The 16,423-nt window shown below is 43.7% G+C and carries 16 protein-coding genes; 13 read left to right on the top strand and 3 right to left on the bottom strand.

Annotated elements, in window-relative coordinates; translation table 11 throughout:
* The first annotated feature begins 2 nt into the window (after positions 1-2).
* The 8 genes from NSS67_RS16765 (at position 3) to NSS67_RS16800 (ending at position 7,879) form a co-directional block, all read left to right on the top strand.
* On the top strand, positions 3-347 hold the full coding sequence (locus NSS67_RS16765; protein ID WP_339314445.1) for a cyclic-phosphate processing receiver domain-containing protein: 345 nt from the start codon (positions 3-5) through the stop codon (positions 345-347).
* Complete coding sequence (locus NSS67_RS16770; RefSeq protein WP_339314447.1) at positions 344-667, top strand: thioredoxin family protein; 324 nt, start codon at positions 344-346, stop codon at positions 665-667. The genes NSS67_RS16765 and NSS67_RS16770 overlap by 4 nt, the downstream gene beginning before the upstream one ends.
* A complete protein-coding gene (locus NSS67_RS16775) occupies positions 667-1,449 on the top strand; it encodes an ATP-binding cassette domain-containing protein (RefSeq protein WP_339320620.1) in 783 nt (260 codons plus the stop codon). Before NSS67_RS16770 ends, NSS67_RS16775 begins: the two co-directional genes overlap by 1 nt.
* Positions 1,446-2,513, top strand: coding sequence for an SAM-dependent methyltransferase (locus NSS67_RS16780; RefSeq protein WP_339314449.1), 1,068 nt, complete (start codon positions 1,446-1,448; stop codon positions 2,511-2,513). The genes NSS67_RS16775 and NSS67_RS16780 overlap by 4 nt, the downstream gene beginning before the upstream one ends.
* 123 nt (positions 2,514-2,636) lie before the next feature.
* Positions 2,637-4,136, top strand: a complete 1,500-nt coding sequence (locus NSS67_RS16785) for a serine/threonine-protein kinase (protein WP_339314451.1) — start codon at positions 2,637-2,639, stop codon at positions 4,134-4,136.
* 237 nt (positions 4,137-4,373) lie between these two features.
* Positions 4,374-5,927, top strand: coding sequence for an ABC-F family ATP-binding cassette domain-containing protein (locus NSS67_RS16790; protein ID WP_339314453.1), 1,554 nt, complete (start codon positions 4,374-4,376; stop codon positions 5,925-5,927).
* Positions 5,928-6,000: 73 nt separating this feature from the next.
* Entirely contained in the window at positions 6,001-7,041 is a 1,041-nt protein-coding gene (locus NSS67_RS16795) for a ThiF family adenylyltransferase (RefSeq protein ID WP_339314455.1), read from the top strand.
* 115 nt (positions 7,042-7,156) lie between these two features.
* Positions 7,157-7,879: a response regulator transcription factor gene (locus tag NSS67_RS16800; RefSeq protein ID WP_339314457.1), complete on the top strand. Its 723-nt coding sequence runs from the start codon at positions 7,157-7,159 to the stop codon at positions 7,877-7,879.
* Between the two features lie 45 nt (positions 7,880-7,924).
* On the opposite strand, the gene NSS67_RS16805 is transcribed toward NSS67_RS16800, so the two are convergent.
* Both NSS67_RS16805 and NSS67_RS16810 read right to left on the bottom strand, forming a co-directional pair.
* Complete coding sequence (locus NSS67_RS16805) at positions 7,925-8,425, bottom strand: C40 family peptidase (RefSeq protein WP_339314459.1); 501 nt, start codon at positions 8,423-8,425, stop codon at positions 7,925-7,927.
* A 292-nt stretch (positions 8,426-8,717) separates the two neighbouring features.
* Positions 8,718-9,359 (bottom strand): thiamine diphosphokinase, encoded by a 642-nt coding sequence (locus tag NSS67_RS16810; protein WP_339314461.1) that lies wholly within the window; start codon positions 9,357-9,359, stop codon positions 8,718-8,720.
* Between the two features lie 162 nt (positions 9,360-9,521).
* Here NSS67_RS16810 and NSS67_RS16815 point away from each other — a divergent pair, with 162 nt between their 5' ends.
* A complete protein-coding gene (locus NSS67_RS16815; RefSeq protein ID WP_339320621.1) occupies positions 9,522-9,986 on the top strand; it encodes a low molecular weight protein-tyrosine-phosphatase in 465 nt (154 codons plus the stop codon).
* Between the two features lie 136 nt (positions 9,987-10,122).
* Here the strand turns inward: NSS67_RS16815 and NSS67_RS16820 are convergent, their stop codons facing one another.
* Positions 10,123-10,854, bottom strand: a complete 732-nt coding sequence (locus NSS67_RS16820; RefSeq protein WP_339314463.1) for an alpha/beta hydrolase-fold protein — start codon at positions 10,852-10,854, stop codon at positions 10,123-10,125.
* Positions 10,855-11,116: 262 nt separating this feature from the next.
* Here NSS67_RS16820 and pdhA point away from each other — a divergent pair, with 262 nt between their 5' ends.
* From pdhA to lpdA, 4 genes are all read left to right on the top strand, one after another.
* Positions 11,117-12,184 (top strand): pyruvate dehydrogenase (acetyl-transferring) E1 component subunit alpha, encoded by a 1,068-nt coding sequence (gene pdhA, locus NSS67_RS16825; RefSeq protein ID WP_042188812.1) that lies wholly within the window; start codon positions 11,117-11,119, stop codon positions 12,182-12,184.
* A 15-nt stretch (positions 12,185-12,199) separates the two neighbouring features.
* Complete coding sequence (locus NSS67_RS16830) at positions 12,200-13,177, top strand: alpha-ketoacid dehydrogenase subunit beta (RefSeq protein ID WP_339314465.1); 978 nt, start codon at positions 12,200-12,202, stop codon at positions 13,175-13,177.
* Positions 13,178-13,286: 109 nt separating this feature from the next.
* Positions 13,287-14,936, top strand: a complete 1,650-nt coding sequence (locus NSS67_RS16835) for a 2-oxo acid dehydrogenase subunit E2 (protein ID WP_339314467.1) — start codon at positions 13,287-13,289, stop codon at positions 14,934-14,936.
* A gap of 2 nt (positions 14,937-14,938) precedes the next feature.
* Complete coding sequence (gene lpdA, locus NSS67_RS16840; protein WP_339314468.1) at positions 14,939-16,351, top strand: dihydrolipoyl dehydrogenase; 1,413 nt, start codon at positions 14,939-14,941, stop codon at positions 16,349-16,351.
* Positions 16,352-16,423 lie beyond the last annotated feature (72 nt).

Below are 16,423 nucleotides of genomic sequence, written 5' to 3' on the forward strand. Positions count from 1 at the left end.
TTGTGATTCATATCTATATGGATGATCTTAGAAAGGTACCTAAAGGTTTCACTTTAGCCCGTACGACAGAAGAATGTCTTCTAATGCTGCGTGAGTGTAAGGTTGACATTTTATCGTTGGATTACGATATGGGACCGGATGATTATTCAGGTGGAGAAGTTGCCAGAGTGATCGTACTGGAAGGACTGTACCCCCGAGAAATTTATTTACACACCTCCAGTCTGTGGGGGCGAAGAGAAATGTATGAGATTTTATACACTGCTAAACCTGAGGGGGTGCTTTTGGTAAATGGTCCCCTGAGTTCTGATAAGCTTCGCGATATCGCCGGGGAGACAGATTCGAAATGAAAGAAATGAATGAAGTTGAATTGCTGGAGGCGCTCAAGAACACGGGAGAACCGCTTGTAGTATTCTTACACACTCCATTGTGCGGTACTTGTAAAGCTGCTGACCGAATGTTAGAGGTGGCGGCACATTTATTGCCTGCTGAACTCCAGATGGTTGCAGGTAATGTGAACATGCTGCCGAATCTGGTAAGACAATATCGTATAACGAGCGTACCTGCACTACTAGTAGCTTCAGCAGACCGGATAGATGATCCGAGCATTTATTATTCAATGGTTTCAGTTGAAAGGATACTGGAATACATAAGGAGTGTTACGTCATAATCATATCATTACAAAATTTATCTCTTCGTAGGGAAGAAAGCTTAATCTTGGACGATGTGTCGTTAGAAGTTAAAGAAGGTGAGAACTGGGTCATTTTGGGGCGGAATGGTTCTGGTAAAACAACAATTTTAGAGATGATGACAGGTTATTTGTTTCCTAGCAAAGGGACTGTAGAAGTGCTGGGTTATAAATATGGGCAATGTGATGTACGTGAGGTTCGTAAAGAAATCGGCTATATCGGTCCTTCCTTGATGGAAAAGATGAGCTTAAGTGATCCGGTGTGGGAGGTCGTGGCCACAGGGGCTTACGCATATTTGCGTTTTTACGAGACGATCCCTACCGAAGTCAAAGAGAAAGCAATCAGTATGCTGGAAGATATGAATCTAGGCAATATGGCATTTCATCCTTTTGGGACCTTATCACAGGGAGAACGTAAAAAAGCCATGCTGGCGAGATGTCTTATGGCTGACCCAAAGCTATTGATTATGGACGAGCCATGTGCCGGCCTTGATCTATATGAAAGGGAAAAAATGCTGGCTGAAATAGACAAGCTGAGACAGCGTAATGTTTCTGTAGTGTATGTAACACACCACGTTGAAGAAATCGTCCCATTATTTACTCATGTCGCACTAATCCGCGATGGAAAGCTAGCTGGAGCTGGTCCGAAAGAAGACGTCGTAACGAAAGAAATGATCATGGCCACTTATGATATTCCTGTTGATGTTGAATGGGATAGCGGTCGTCCCTGGATTAAAATTAGACCTGGAGGCAAAACGATTTGAACGATTTTAGACAAGACAACGAAGAGCAGAGTACTGCTCCGGAAGAAATAGTGTATTCCCGATATATTTGTACAGCTAATCACGGCTTTGCGCCTTATGCGCAAGAAGAGCTTCGCCGTTTATTCGGCGCTGTGAAGAGCACCTTGTTACTGCCGGGAGAAATCTTTCTAGCTACATTGCAGTGTGAACCAGAGGAAGTAACGCGGCTACTCACACAGAACCTACCCATTTTCCTGCGTCATATACAGCCTGTACAGTTTCAGGACGAAGGAAATATGGAAGCTCTACAGCGTTTGGCGGTTTATTTAAGTCGCCGCAGTGAGCTTGAAGGGGAAAAGGTTTCGCTGAACGTTCGCAAAGGTGATCCTTCCTTCTGGCAAAATAGTCCGGGAGAACTTCGTGAATGGCTTCAGGAGCAATTGCAGAGCCTAGGTGCGGAATTTACAGTACAAGATCCAGCATGGGTCATTTCTGTCTATGCAGATGGGAATGCCTTATATGCAGGAGTTTCTCGTCCAGAAGAGAATTTATCTAGCTGGAATGGTGGGGCGATTCGCTTTCGCAAGGAAGACGGACAAATCTCACGTGCCAAGTTCAAGCTAATGGAGGCTGAGAAGGAGTTTGACATTCCTTTTTACAGCTTCCGTAATGCATTAGATATTGGTGCTTCTCCAGGGGGTTGGACTTCTTTCCTGCTGGAACGTGGAATGAAGGTTACGGCGGTTGACCCTGCGCTGATGCATGAATCGCTGCGTAATTATCCGGGGCTGAAGATCCTTCGTAAAAACGCAGGAGAAGTAAAATTCCGTGAAAATGAATTTGATCTGCTCGTGTGCGATATGAGCTGGAGTCCTAAGCTGATGGCGAAGCTCGTAACAGGGCTACTTCACAGCCTGTCACCGGGTGGGACAGCTATTGTGACTCTAAAGCTGATGCATAAGAAACCGTTAGCGATGATCAAGGAGATCATTGCGATGTTTGAAGGGGAACGCATGCAGATTCAGCGCGCGAAGCAGCTATTCCATAACCGTGATGAGATTACACTTTATATGATTAAGTACTAAGTCAATCCACATTTTAATTATCGAAGGGAAAGCATCCCGTTATTAACGTTAACCGTATTGTTGCGGTATGAACGTAAATGGCGGAAGCTTTCTCTTTTTTTTTTGCGAAAAGGGGGAATTAGATTGCTTTTTGAGACGAAGCTTAAGATAGGACAGGTTGTTAATGATAGGTACAGAATTGCTGGCCAGCTAGGATCAGGGGGGATGAGTATAGTTTATCTGGCGGAAGATTTACGGCTAAAGGGAAAACGATGGGCTGTAAAAGAAAGCTTGTGCTTAGCTGAGCTACATTCGGACATCCAAGCAGAAGCCGATATGTTAATTACACTAGACCACCCACGCCTTCCGCGTATTGTCGATTTCAATCTTCCGGATAGTGAAGGATATTCCTATTTAATTATGGATTATATTGAAGGCGTGAGCTTGAGTCAGCTAATGAAGGATAATCCCGGACCTTTGCCGAGTGATTTCATCATTCAGGTGGCTAAACAGCTTTTAGAAGTCCTTCAATATTTGCATGGTCATCATCCACCAATTATATATCGTGATTTAAAGCCATCAAATATCATGCTGACGCTGCAAAAAGAACTGATGCTAATTGATTTTGGGATCGCTCGAAGTTACCGACATGGGATCTCTGAAGATACAGTTAAGCTTGGAACGGTTGGCTTCGCGGCACCTGAGCAATATGGAAGTGGACAGAGTCAGCCGGTATCAGATTTATATGGGCTGGGAGCATTAATTCTCTATATGGCAACCGGAGGGCAATGTAGCCAGTGGGAGTCTGGGATGGAGGATCGGCTATATAACCATATGCCAGAGAGAATTATTCCAGTGATTAGGCGCTTATTACGACATCACCCGGAGGAGCGTTATCAGAATGCAGAAGCTGTTCTCCAAGCGCTGGTTCGTGTGGAATCTCAAATGACTAGAGAGAATGATTTAGCAGTTTCAGTACCACTTCCTCTCGAAAAGCGAAAAGCGACGGTTATTGCCTTACTCGGAGTAGCTTCAGGTCTTGGTACAACACATACTTCATTTGCGGTAAGTAGCTTACTTGCATTAAAGGGGGCGACAGCTTGGGCTGATCTTTCTCCTAATTCATCGGTTTATGATCGTATTCGAAGCATGCATTATACCCAGATTACAGCAGTCCCAGGTACGGATGAACAATCTGCCTTTTCTTGGAAAGGAGTGCATTATTGGAAACGTCCATTACAAGGGAAATTGGCTGAGCTGCTGAGAGGGGATTATCAATTTGTAGTGCTGGATCTTGGCACTGGTGACTATGATGAGGCACTCGAGGAGTTTAAATATAGCGATATTCCGGTTCTAATTGCCTCAGGTGCAGATTGGAGACTGGAAGATATACTTGTATGGCTTAAGCGAAAGGGGCTGCAGCCTGAAATGAACTGGAAGGTAGGCTTACCACTCGCTGAACGCTCAGCAGCACAACTACTACAAGCTGCTATAGGTACAGGCAAGGTTTATGGGCTGCCCTTTCAGCAAGATCCATTCAAGGATAAGGGGAAGTTGGTAGATGTGATTAATGAAATGTTTGAGGAATTATTAAATGTGCCGAATAAGTCGAGAAGCCGTGGTTTTTTTCAAAAGAAAGGCTAAATGAAGGGGTTCACTATGCTTCTGTGATTCATCCACTAACTTTTAATTCAGTGTTGCGCTAAAGTGTGTTAAAATATATATTTATACGTGTTTTGAAAAATATAAGAAAGTATAAGTTTCACACTATACTTTATCTTTATATTTCTCGCATAAACGCTTACTGTCCTATAGGGATTCCGAAGACGTTTCTGCTTGTTACGCATTATTTAAGTATAGATAGGAGCTAGCGAAGAATTTATGAGTTTACTTAGTGTAGAAGACGTTTCCCACAATTTTGGGGATCGGACGTTGTTTAAGAATGTGTCTTTCCGGTTGTTACCGGGAGAGCATGTAGGAATTGTAGGAGCGAATGGCGTAGGAAAATCGACGCTTATGAATATTTTGACTGGAAAACTGTTGAAGGATAGTGGAAGAGTGGAATGGACACCACGTGTCCGTTACGGTTACTTGGATCAGCATACCATCTTAACGCCAGGTAAAACCATCCGTGATGTATTGAAGGACGCTTTCTTACCTCTCTTAGAGCTGGAACAGGAAATGCTATCTATAACTGATCAGATGGGAACCGCTTCGCCTGAAGAGTTAGAGGTGCTACTCGAGCAAATGGGGGACATCCAGGAACAGCTGGATATCGGGGATTTTTATCTAATTGATGTAAAAGTAGAGGAAATGGCGAATGGTCTTGGCCTATCCGTCATTGGACTTGACCGGGATGTCGCTTCACTAAGTGGGGGCCAGCGTACCAAAGTTCTATTGGCAAAGCTATTGCTTGAGAAACCGAATGTACTATTGCTCGATGAGCCTACCAACTATTTGGATGTTGAGCATATTGACTGGTTAACTAACTATTTGAAGCAATATCCATATGCGTTTATATTGATCTCCCATGATACGGAGTTCATGAATAAAGTCGTAAATGTTGTCTATCACCTGGAGTTCGGCAAACTTACACGTTACACTGCGAATTATGAGAAATTCCTGGATATGGCCGAGATGAATAAGACTCAACATATTGATGCTTATGAGAAACAACAGGATTTTATTAAGAAACAAGAGGACTTTATTCAGCGTAACAAAGCTCGTGCCTCCACATCCGGACGGGCGAAGAGCCGTGAGAAGCAGCTAGATCGTATGGATCGAATTGATCGTCCAGAAGAAGCGGCAAAGCCGACCTTTAAGTTTAAAGAGAGCCGTGCTAGCGGAAAAACAGTCTTCGAAGGGATTGATTTCGAGATCGGATACGACCGTCCACTGCTTCCTAATCTGAATATGATGATTGAGCGTGGAGAGAAGATTGCGATTGTTGGTTGCAACGGTGTGGGTAAATCGACGCTACTGAAGACTATCCTCGGTGTGATTCCAACTTATAGCGGTAAAACCTATCTAGGAGATTATTTGAGTCCCGCATATTTTCAACAAGAAGTCAAAGCGGCTAATCTTACACCTATAGAGGATGTATGGAATGAATTCTCTAGTTTAACTCAGAATGAAGTGCGTGGACATTTAGCTCGCTGTGGTCTGAAAAATGAGCATATTACTCGCCCACTAAGCATGCTAAGTGGTGGAGAACAAGCTAAGGTTAGACTCTGTAAGCTGTTGATGCGTGAGAGCAACTGGGTGCTGTTCGATGAACCTACGAATCACCTTGATGTTATTGCCAAGACTGAACTGAAGCGGGCATTGCAAGAATATAAAGGTACAGTCCTGCTCGTCTCCCATGAACCTGATTTCTATGAAGATTGGGTTACGAAAATTTGGGATGTTGAGCAGTGGTCAGCTGTACAAGTATAGAATAAGCATACTTCCGGGGGATGGCAGACTTTCTGCTGTTCTCCGGTTTTTGGATATGGGGGAGGGAAATTGGATGATCCATAGGGATGGGCGTGAAGAACGTTATTCTCGTCAGGTACGTTTTGCGCCATTCGGTGCTGACGGACAACAAGGTCTCGCGCTGTCTAGTGTATTAGTTGTTGGAGCGGGAGCGCTAGGTACAGGGATCGCAGAGACGCTGGCACGCTGCGGGGTTGGTCGAATCATTATAGCTGACCGTGATTATGTAGAGTGGAGTAATCTTCAGCGTCAGCAGCTCTATATTGAGGCGGATGCTCAAGAACGTATCCCTAAAGCTGCTGCTGCGCAGAGAAGGCTTAGGCAGATTAATTCTGAGATTGTTATTGAAGCCCATGTTATGGATGTTCGTGCCGAAGAGCTAGAGCAGCTCGTTTCAGAAGTTGACCTGATCATGGATGGTACGGATAATTTTGATACCCGTCTTATTATTAATGATATAGCGCAAAAGCACAGTATCCCTTGGATCTATGGCGCATGCGTAGGCAGTTATGGAATAACATACACGATTGTACCTGGAGAAACCCCGTGTCTCCATTGTCTCTTAGGTGCAATACCATTAGGAGGCGATACCTGTGACACAACCGGTATACTTCCGCAAGCAGTACAACTAGTTACAGCAAATGCTACAGCAGAGGCACTGAAGCTACTGGGTAAGCGTAAGGATCAATTAAGAAACAAACTGCTAACGTTCGATGTATGGCGTAATGAGCATCAAGAAATTGGAGTTATGGCTGCGAAAAAGGAAAACTGCCCATCCTGTGGGAGCCATCCGATTTACCCTTATCTGACAGCAGCGAATACAGAACGTAGCGATGTCCTTTGCGGAAGGGATACGGTACAAATCCGCCCAGTGAGACCACAGATGCTTAACTTACTGGAAACTGCAAAACGATTGTCTCGTATAGGAAGTGGTAGCGTGGACAGTAACTCTTATCTGGTTTCTTTTATCGAAGGGCCCTATCGGATGGTGATTTTTGCTGATGGCAGAGCTTTGATTCATGGGACTAAGGATATTGCGGTTGCTCGAAGCTTTTATCATCGGTATTTTGGATAAAGTACCTGAAAATATATGCTCAGACCATTTCTTAGGAATGGTCTTTTTGTTTTCCGGGGATTCTATATCTACCGCAGTGATGCCGGTGTAAGTCATACAGATACGGGGGAACTTTGTGATTGAGCAAATAATATGGTATAAGGCTGATAGCGGTAGTAGTGAAGAAGATCAACTCGTTATAGAAAGTACGCTAAAAGATATCGGGCTTGAAGCAACAAAAAGCGAAGATCCCGAGGATCTCCGCTTATCCATATCAAAAGTAGAACCGGTACTGCTGCTTGCTGAGTTATACGAGGTGGGAACATGGGAAGGCTGGGATATTATTTCCGCTGTAAGAGCTGAGGGGATGATACTACCGGTAATGGTAATTTCCGGTGAACAATCTGAATTTGGAAATGGGGCAGTTTCGGCATTCTCAGCCGGGGGTAATGAGTATATGACAAAACCATTACATACCGGTGAATTCAAGTATAGAATTCTTAATTTGTTAACACTTACTGGACGGCGTCGAAATTTAAATCATTTACTGAAGGTCGATGGTTTAATGCTCGATCCCAGTCGCAGGTTTGTAAGTCGCGAAGGGATCGAGTTAAAGATGACGCCCAAAGAATTTGATCTATTATATTATCTCGCTGCGAACCAAGGAATGATATGTTCTCGCATCGAGATACTTAAAGAAGTATGGGGATACCAATTTCACGCAGATACCAATGTTGTAGATGTTTACATCAGACATATCCGCTTGAAAGTTGATAAAGGACACCGGAACAAGTTGATTCACACCGTTCGCGGAACAGGATATGTAATGAGGGCGCCCGAAGGCGGCACCACATCCTGAGACTATTTCTCTATTATAGTTTAAACTCTACTACAGAGCCGTTGTTTACAGTACGCGGCGAGCCTTTAAATATGTTCTTTTCCAAGTACCGGAGTTAAGATCAGAAATCGTAACACCTGGTTTACCATAAGTGTGCAGAATTTTGCCATTGCCGGCATAAACAGCTACGTGAGTTACATTCTTACCGTTTGCTCTGCTACCGCTGGAGAAAAATACGAGATCTCCTACACGAAGATTGGCTTTAGATACGGATTTTCCTTTTTTAGATTGTTCTGCAGCTGTACGAGGCAGTGTTACGTTATATTTTTTGAAGATGTGTTTTGTAAAAGAAGAGCAGTCAAAAACTTTAGTAGTAGAAGTGGATGCGCCGAACTTGTAAGGCACTCCCATATACTTCTTACCGAAATTCACTACGTTTTGACCTTTAGACACGGTAGCAGCTTCAACTTTTGTTGCGCCTACGCCTGTTGCCATCATAGTACCTAAGCCCATTGTAGTAACCATTCCTATGACAATCGCTTTTTTAATCCATTGTTGTTTATTCATGTTGTAGTACCTCCAAGGTGTTAGTCTTTGTTGTTGTGTTTATCTGTCTTGCTTGCCTGATTCGTAGTATAGCAGGTTATCTATGGCCTAAAATTTGGTAGAGATGCAATAAAGTGAGGCTGGGTATGGACTGGAAGCGTTTTATTAAAAATTCATTAAAAGTTACAAAAAATTAATAATTAAAAATAGAAGGATATTAAAAAAGCCGGAAAACCCTTGGTACAAAAGAGTTTTCGCGGCTTATTTAAATTTGATATAAAAGTTACAATGATGTTTCTAAAAGAATATGTATCTAATCTTTGCTCTGAATAATTAGCAACAATCCACTACGAATTGTAACTGTTCCTGATGAAGAAATTAGTTTGTTGCTTACACCAAGAGATTGCCCAAGCTTCAGTGTAGCGTCAGTCAATGGATACTGAAACCCTTCTAGAGTAATGCCGGATACTTCTGGTGTTAATGGTAGCAAGGATACATAGGTGTAACCTAAATCGTTGATAACAGCTTGGGATCCAGTAAGGGTTATATAGTTATGAGTGTCTATGACGTAGCAGTTGATTTGACGCTGAAGGGCTCTTGTCATCATTTGAATGCTAGCCAAGGAGTGATCGATTCGAGTACCAGTCACTCCTAATAGTAGAATAGACTCAGGCTGCTGATCCATTGCAATGTCGAGCGCCATCTCGCTATCTGTCAAATCCTTGTTCACAGCATCACAGGTGATGGTCTTCTTACTTTTAGATTCAATCTCTTGAAGTGCTTCAGATGAAACGGAATCAAAATCACCTACTGCTATATCTGGTGTAAATCCGTGTGAAATGAGAAATAACGCTCCCTGATCCGCCCCGATAATAAAATCAGCTTCATCTAATAGAGCGAAATATTCTGGAGACAGTTCTCCACCGGCGAAAATAACGACTCGTTTGGATGACATAACATCCATTCCTCCTCTTACATCTCTTGTTGAGTATCCTGTCCAGTATAATGCAGATCGAAAGGTTGCACAATTGACCTCGACAACGCTAAAATGAAAGAGTGCGATCTTTTGAGTATAATTTCACATAAAAATTAAGTTAACAACTGGGAGGTGAACGAAATAGTAAGCGTATTGTTTGTATGTCTGGGTAATATTTGTCGATCACCGATGGCGGAGGCAGTTCTGCGGCACAAGATTAATGAACGAGAATTATCAGACAAGATTCTTGTAGACTCAGCAGGAACTGGTGATTGGCATATAGGTAAAGAGCCGCATGAAGGGACAAGACGTATCCTTGATCAGAATGGCATTAGCTATGAGAACATGATGGCGCGTCTAGTGAGCAGTGAGGATTTTCAAAAGTTTGATTATATCGTCTGTATGGACAAGTCTAATGGAGAGAACGTTCGAAAGGTTCCAGGTGGGAAAGAATCGGAGCTTTTGTTCTTTATGGATTTATTGCCTGAGGAGGAACTGCGCGAAGTGCCAGATCCTTATTTTACAGGTAATTTTGAGCAGGTGTATGATTTGATCAACTCGGGCTGTGACGTATTGCTGGAAAGAGTAATAAGAGAAAAGCTGTAACCCATTTGGATTTCAGCTTTCTCAGTTTGATTCATATGGTAAATCGAGGAGAATTGCTGGATTAAACTGTAAGCGCAATCAAGTAATCTACATACTGTTCTTTAGATGTTCACTTCTTGCTTCTATCAATAGGGCTTTATGCGTTTAAAAAATAGAGTAGAGATTCGGGTAGTTCTTTCTGCCAGAATCCCCAGAGATGACGTCCGTCTTTCTCTCGGTAGGATACGGTTGCTCCACGAGATTCAAGCAATGCTTTCGTTTCTCGATTCATCTGTACAAAATCATAAATGCCAGTATCCGTTTTGTAGTCTGTTTCCTGCAGACCAACGACCATATTAATGTTGAGCCAGGATAGATCCTCTTCCTTAGCCAGCATGTCACGGGATTCGGGATAGAATGCACCGGAAAGGCTGATGATACGTGTGAAGATCGCAGGATAAGCAAGTGCAAGATGGAGCGAAACACTGCCCCCAAGGGAGTCGCCGGCTAGGATTCGTTCGTCCGGAGTACGGCGTACAGGATATTTTTGTTCAATGAAGGGAATAATCTCTTCGGAAAAGCAAGATAAGTACTGCTCGAATCTGCTGCCAAAAGGAGCATATTCTTGAGTCCGAACAGCGACGTCTACTTCGACACCAACAATGATGAAGGGCTCAACGTCTTCTTCTATAATAAGACGACCAGCAAGTGTAGCGATACGGCCAAAATTAAAGAATTCTTCACCGTCTTGGCAGTACACCACCGGGTAGCTCAAGACTTCATTGAAGCCGGGGGGGAGATAGATGCGTAACTTACGTTCCTCCTGTAGATGTTCACTCCAAAGCGTTTCTTTTACAATTGTGCGTTTCAGAAAAACAGAATCGCTCATAGTTGACACGTCACCTTTCTTGTCGAATTTTGCAATGCACGCAGGTTTGCTCTAAAATAAACTGAGTTACTGTGTGATTAATCATTTACTTGTTTCAAAAGCTATAAACTGTTATATAAAAATATATCACCTGTTATACATACAAAATTTGAAGGAATATAAATTTTATAAGTATTTCTTTGACGAAAGTAACCAAACAGGTGTATAATAATATTATAACAGAGGCAGCTGATATTCAAATTTTTTTATTGAGGTGAAGATAATGAGTAAAGTTCCTTATGAAGTGTATACAGAGGACGTCGAGGCTCTAACGGTACTTTCCCCGGATGGAGAAATTATCAACAAGGATAAAATGCCTGATTTAACCGACGATCAACTGAAAGAAATTATGTATCGTATGGTATTTACCCGTACTTGGGATGATCGTGCAGTAAATCTTGGTCGTCAAGGCCGTCTTGGTTTCTACGCACCGGTATCCGGTCAAGAAGCTACTATGATTGGTAGCGAGTACGCATTGGAGAAAGAAGACTTCTTATGCCCAGGCTACCGTGATATTCCGCAGCTAGTATGGCACGGACTTCCATTGTACCAAGCATTCTTATATTCCCGTGGACACCAACATGGTGGAGCTATTCCTGATGGCGTTAATGTATTGATGCCACAAATTATTATCGGCGCGCAAATCCTGCACGCTACAGGAATCGCAATGGGCTTTAAATTGAAGAAACAAAAGAGTGTTGCAATTACTTATACTGGTGATGGTGGTTCTTCTGAAGGCGACTTCTATGAAGGCTTGAACTTTGCTGGTCGCTTTAAACTGCCTGTTATCTTCTTTGTTCAAAACAATGGTTACGCGATTACGACTCCGTTCGCAAAACAAACGGCTTCCAAATCGATCGCTCATAAAGCGGTTGCAGCTGGTATTCCGGGAATCAAGGTTGACGGCATGGATATCTTTGCAGTAATCAGTGCTGTTCGTGACGCTGCTGAGCGTGCACGTAATGGCGAAGGTGCTACATTGATCGAAGCTGTAACTTACCGTTTCCGTCCACACTCCCTTTCTGATGATGCAAGTAAATATCGTTCGAAAGAAGAAGAAGGACAATGGAGTGAAAAGGATCCAATCAACCGTCTTGCCAAGTATTTGGAGAAGAAAGGTCTTTGGACTGAAGAAGATACGCTGCGCGTGAAAGATGAAGCGAAAGCTACAGTTAACGAGCAGATTAAAAAAGCTGAACAAACCGAAAAAATGACTATACCTGGCTTGATCGACAGCATGTTCGAAGTAACACCTAAACATCTGGAAGAGCAAAAAGCCGATTTTGAATAAGGGGGATATCAGGCAATGGCACAAATGAATATGAAAGAAGCGATCCGCGACGCGATGCGCGTTGAACTGAATCGTGACCCTAACGTTCTTATCTTCGGAGAGGATGTTGGTAATGTAGGTGGCGTTTTCCGTGTAACGGAAGGGCTGCAAAAGGAATTTGGCGAAGATCGTATTTTTGATACACCACTAGCTGAGTCCGCTATCGGTGGTTTGGCATTTGGTCTTGGTGTACAAGGCTTCCGCCCGATTGCAGAAATTCAATTCGTAGGTTTTATCTTTGAAGCACTTGATCAGATCGTTGTTCAAGCGGCACGTCTGCGCTGGCGTTCTGGCGGTAAATATAATGCTCCAATCGTATTCCGTACTCCTTTTGGTGGCGGAGTTAAGGCTGCTGAGCTTCACACAGATTCACTCGAAGGTTTGATTGCACAAAGCCCGGGTATTAAAGTAGTAATTCCTTCAAACCCATATGATGCTAAGGGACTTCTTATCGCGTCTATCCGCGACAATGACCCTGTATTCTTCATGGAGCATTTGAACCTTTACCATGCATTCCGTGCTGAAGTGCCAGAAGGTGAATACACTGTTGAACTTGGCAAAGCTAACGTAGTACGTGAAGGTGCTGATGTATCTATCATTACTTACGGGCTGATGGTACATACAGCTACCAAAGCAGCCGAGCAACTCGAAAAAGAAGGCATTAACGTTGAAATTATTGACCTTCGTACTGTAAGTCCAATCGACATCGACACTATTGTGGCGTCTGTGAAGAAGACTAACCGTGCTATCGTAGTACAAGAAGCTCAAAAGAGCTCCGGTGTTGCTGCTGAGGTTATTGCACAAATTAACGAAAAAGCATTGCTGCACTTGGAAGCACCTGTGCTTCGTATCGCAGGTCCAGACACAGTGTATCCATTCGCACAAATTGAAGATTCATGGCTTCCGAACCCTGCGCGTATTATCGCAGGCGTGAAGAAAGTATTGGATTTCTAAAATATTTTTCTATTAGAAACGGTTGTCATCCATAAAGGATGACAACGTCGTTTCTTCTTCTGAATTCTAACCATAAGATCAGTCCCAATTTCACAAGGAGGTTTTCAAAGTGGCAAAGTTTGAATACCGATTCCCTGAGCTAGGTGAAGGTTTGCATGAAGGTGAAATCATCAAAATGCATATTAAAGCCGGTGACAAGGTAACGGATGATGATATCGTAATGGAAGTTCAAAATGATAAGGCGGTAGTTGAGGTGCCTTGTCCAGTGAACGGTACCGTGTTGGAAGTTTTGACTAAAGATGGCCAAGTTTGCCGTGTTGGCGAAGTTGTAGCTATTATCGAAGCTGAGGGCGACGTACCTGAGCAAGAAGGTCATGCTGCTGAAGAAGCTCCAGCTGCACCTGCACCTGCTGCACCAGCTCCTACGAATGCTAAATCAGCGAACTTTGAATATCGGTTCCCAGAACTGGGTGAAGGTCTGCATGAAGGTGAAATCATCAAAATGCATATCAAAGCCGGTGACAAAGTAACCGATGATGATATCATCATGGAAGTTCAAAATGACAAGGCAGTAGTTGAAGTTCCTTGTCCAGTAAACGGTACTGTGTTGGAAGTTCTGACTAAAGATGGTCAAGTATGCCGCGTTGGCGATGTTGTAGCTATCATCGCTGCAGAAGGTGACGTTCCTGAACAAGCAGGTCATGCTTCCGCAGAAGCAGATGCAGCAAAAGGAAGCGCAGATACAACTTCTTCCCCTGCAGCAACTAGCCCTGCTGATGCTAAGCAAGGTGGATCTGCTAGTGCAGCACCGGCTCCTGACCGTGATGTATTGGCTACACCAAGCGTTCGTAAATTTGCTCGTGAGCAAAAAGTGGATATTTCCAAAGTGAACGGAACTGGAAAAGGCGGCAAAATCACCCGTGAAGACGTTGAAGCGTTCTTGAAAGGTGGTTCAACACCTGCAGCAACAGCGGCTCCTGCGGCGGCAGCTTCTGAAGCTCCGAAGGCTGCTAAAGCTGAAGCTAAAGCAGCGCCAGCAGCGAGTGGTAACGTTAGTCTTGAAGAAGAACGTGTACCTTACAAGGGCATTCGTAAGGCGATCGCTAACGCGATGGTTAAATCGGCTTACACTGCACCACACGTTACAATTATGGACGAAGTAGATGTTACTGAACTGGTAGCGTTCCGTACACGTATGAAACCTATCGCTGAGAAAAAAGGCGTTAAGGTTACTTACCTTCCATTCATCGTTAAGGCTCTAGTTGCAGCTTCCCGTCAATTCCCAGCTCTAAACGCTATGATTGATGAAGAAGCAGGCGAAATTGTCTACAAGAAATACTACAATATCGGTATCGCTACTGATACGCCGAACGGTTTGATCGTTCCAGTTATCAAAGATGCTGACCGTAAGAGCATTTGGATGATCGCTAGCAGCATCACTGACCTTGCAGTTCGTGGTCGTGACGGTAAATTGTCTGCTAACGAAATGAAGGGTAGCACGATCTCCATCAGCAACATCGGTTCTGCTGGCGGTATGTTCTTTACTCCAATCATCAACTTCCCTGAAGTGGCTATCCTCGGAACTGGCCGCATCAGTGAAAAAGCAGTTGTGAAGAATGGTGAAATCGTAGTTGCTCCTGTAATGGCGTTGTCACTCAGCTTTGACCACCGTATAATCGATGGTGCGACTGCTCAAAACTTTATGAACTACATTAAATCGCTGCTCAATAATCCTGAGCTGCTGGTTATGGAGGTATAATTATGGTAGTAGGAGACGCTTCTCTAGATATTGACACATTGGTCATTGGTGCAGGTCCTGGTGGGTATGTGGCGGCAATTCGTGCCGCCCAGCTCGGCCAAAAAGTCCTCATCGTGGATAAATCGGAACTCGGCGGTGTATGTTTGAACCGTGGATGTATTCCTTCTAAAGCACTGATTGCTGCTGCACATCAGTTCGAATCTGCTAAGCATGGTGAAGTTTTCGGTGTTACTGCTGAGAACGTAAAAGTGGATTTTGCCAAAACTCAAGAGTTCAAGAACGGCGTAGTTAAGAAAATGACTAGCGGCGTGACTAGCTTGATGAAGGGCAACAAAATTGAAGTATTTAACGGCGAATGCATGTTTATCAGTGAAACAGAAGCACGTGTGTTCAATGAACATGAATCCCCACGTTATCGCTTCAAACACTGTATCATTGCTACAGGTTCCCGTCCGATCGAACTTAAGCCTTTCCCATTCGGTGGACGTATTCTGTCTTCGACTGAAGCTCTTGAGCTTCCAGAAATTCCGAAGAGCATGATCGTTATCGGTGGTGGATACATCGGAGCTGAGCTTGGCCAAATGTACTCCAAATTCGGTACTAAAGTAACAATCATCGAAGGTCTGGATACTGTTCTTCCAGGTTTCGATAAAGATATGACTCGTCTTGTTGCGAAAAACATGGCCAAAACTGGCATCGAAATCGTAACCAATGCGAAAGCTGAAAGTGCTGTACAGAACGACAAGGAAGTTACCGTGAAATATTCTGTTGGTGGCGAATCCAAAGAAGTTACTGCGGATTACTTGCTTGTTACTGTAGGCCGTCGTCCTAACACTGATGGTGAACTTGGACTAGACCTGATCGGTCTTGAGCTCGACGATCGCGGATTGATCAAAGTTGATCACCAAGGACGCACTAGCATCCCTAACATCTTCGCTATTGGTGATGTTGTTCCAGGTCTGGCTTTGGCTCACAAAGCTTCTTACGAAGGTAAGATTGCTGCAGAAGCGATCGCAGGACTTACATCTGTTGTTGACTACAAAGTCATCCCAGCTGTTGTGTTCACAGATCCTGAGTGCTCTAGCGTAGGTTTGACTGAGAAAGAAGCAAAAGACAAAGGCTACAAAGTGAAAGCTGGTAAGTTCCCATTCGCAGGGAATGGCCGTGCAGTATCTTTGAACAGCCCAGAAGGCTTCATCAAAATTGTTGCTAACTCCGAGAACAATCTTGTGCTTGGTGCACAAATCGTTGGTATCGAAGCTTCCAACTTGATCGCTGAACTTGGTTTGGCGATTGAAATGGGCGCAACACTTGAAGATATCGCTTTGACTATTCATGCGCATCCAACCCTTGGCGAAATCGTCATGGAAGCTGCTGAATTGGTTGAAGGTCACCCTATTCACGTAATGAAATAATAGCTCTACCAAATTGCTCTAGCAGGCACAGAAAGGCGGAACGCATTTGCGTTTCGCCTTTTTGAGTTTTCC

It is taken from the genome of Paenibacillus sp. FSL R10-2734, from assembly GCF_037963865.1.
Classification (GTDB): domain Bacteria; phylum Bacillota; class Bacilli; order Paenibacillales; family Paenibacillaceae; genus Paenibacillus_AQ.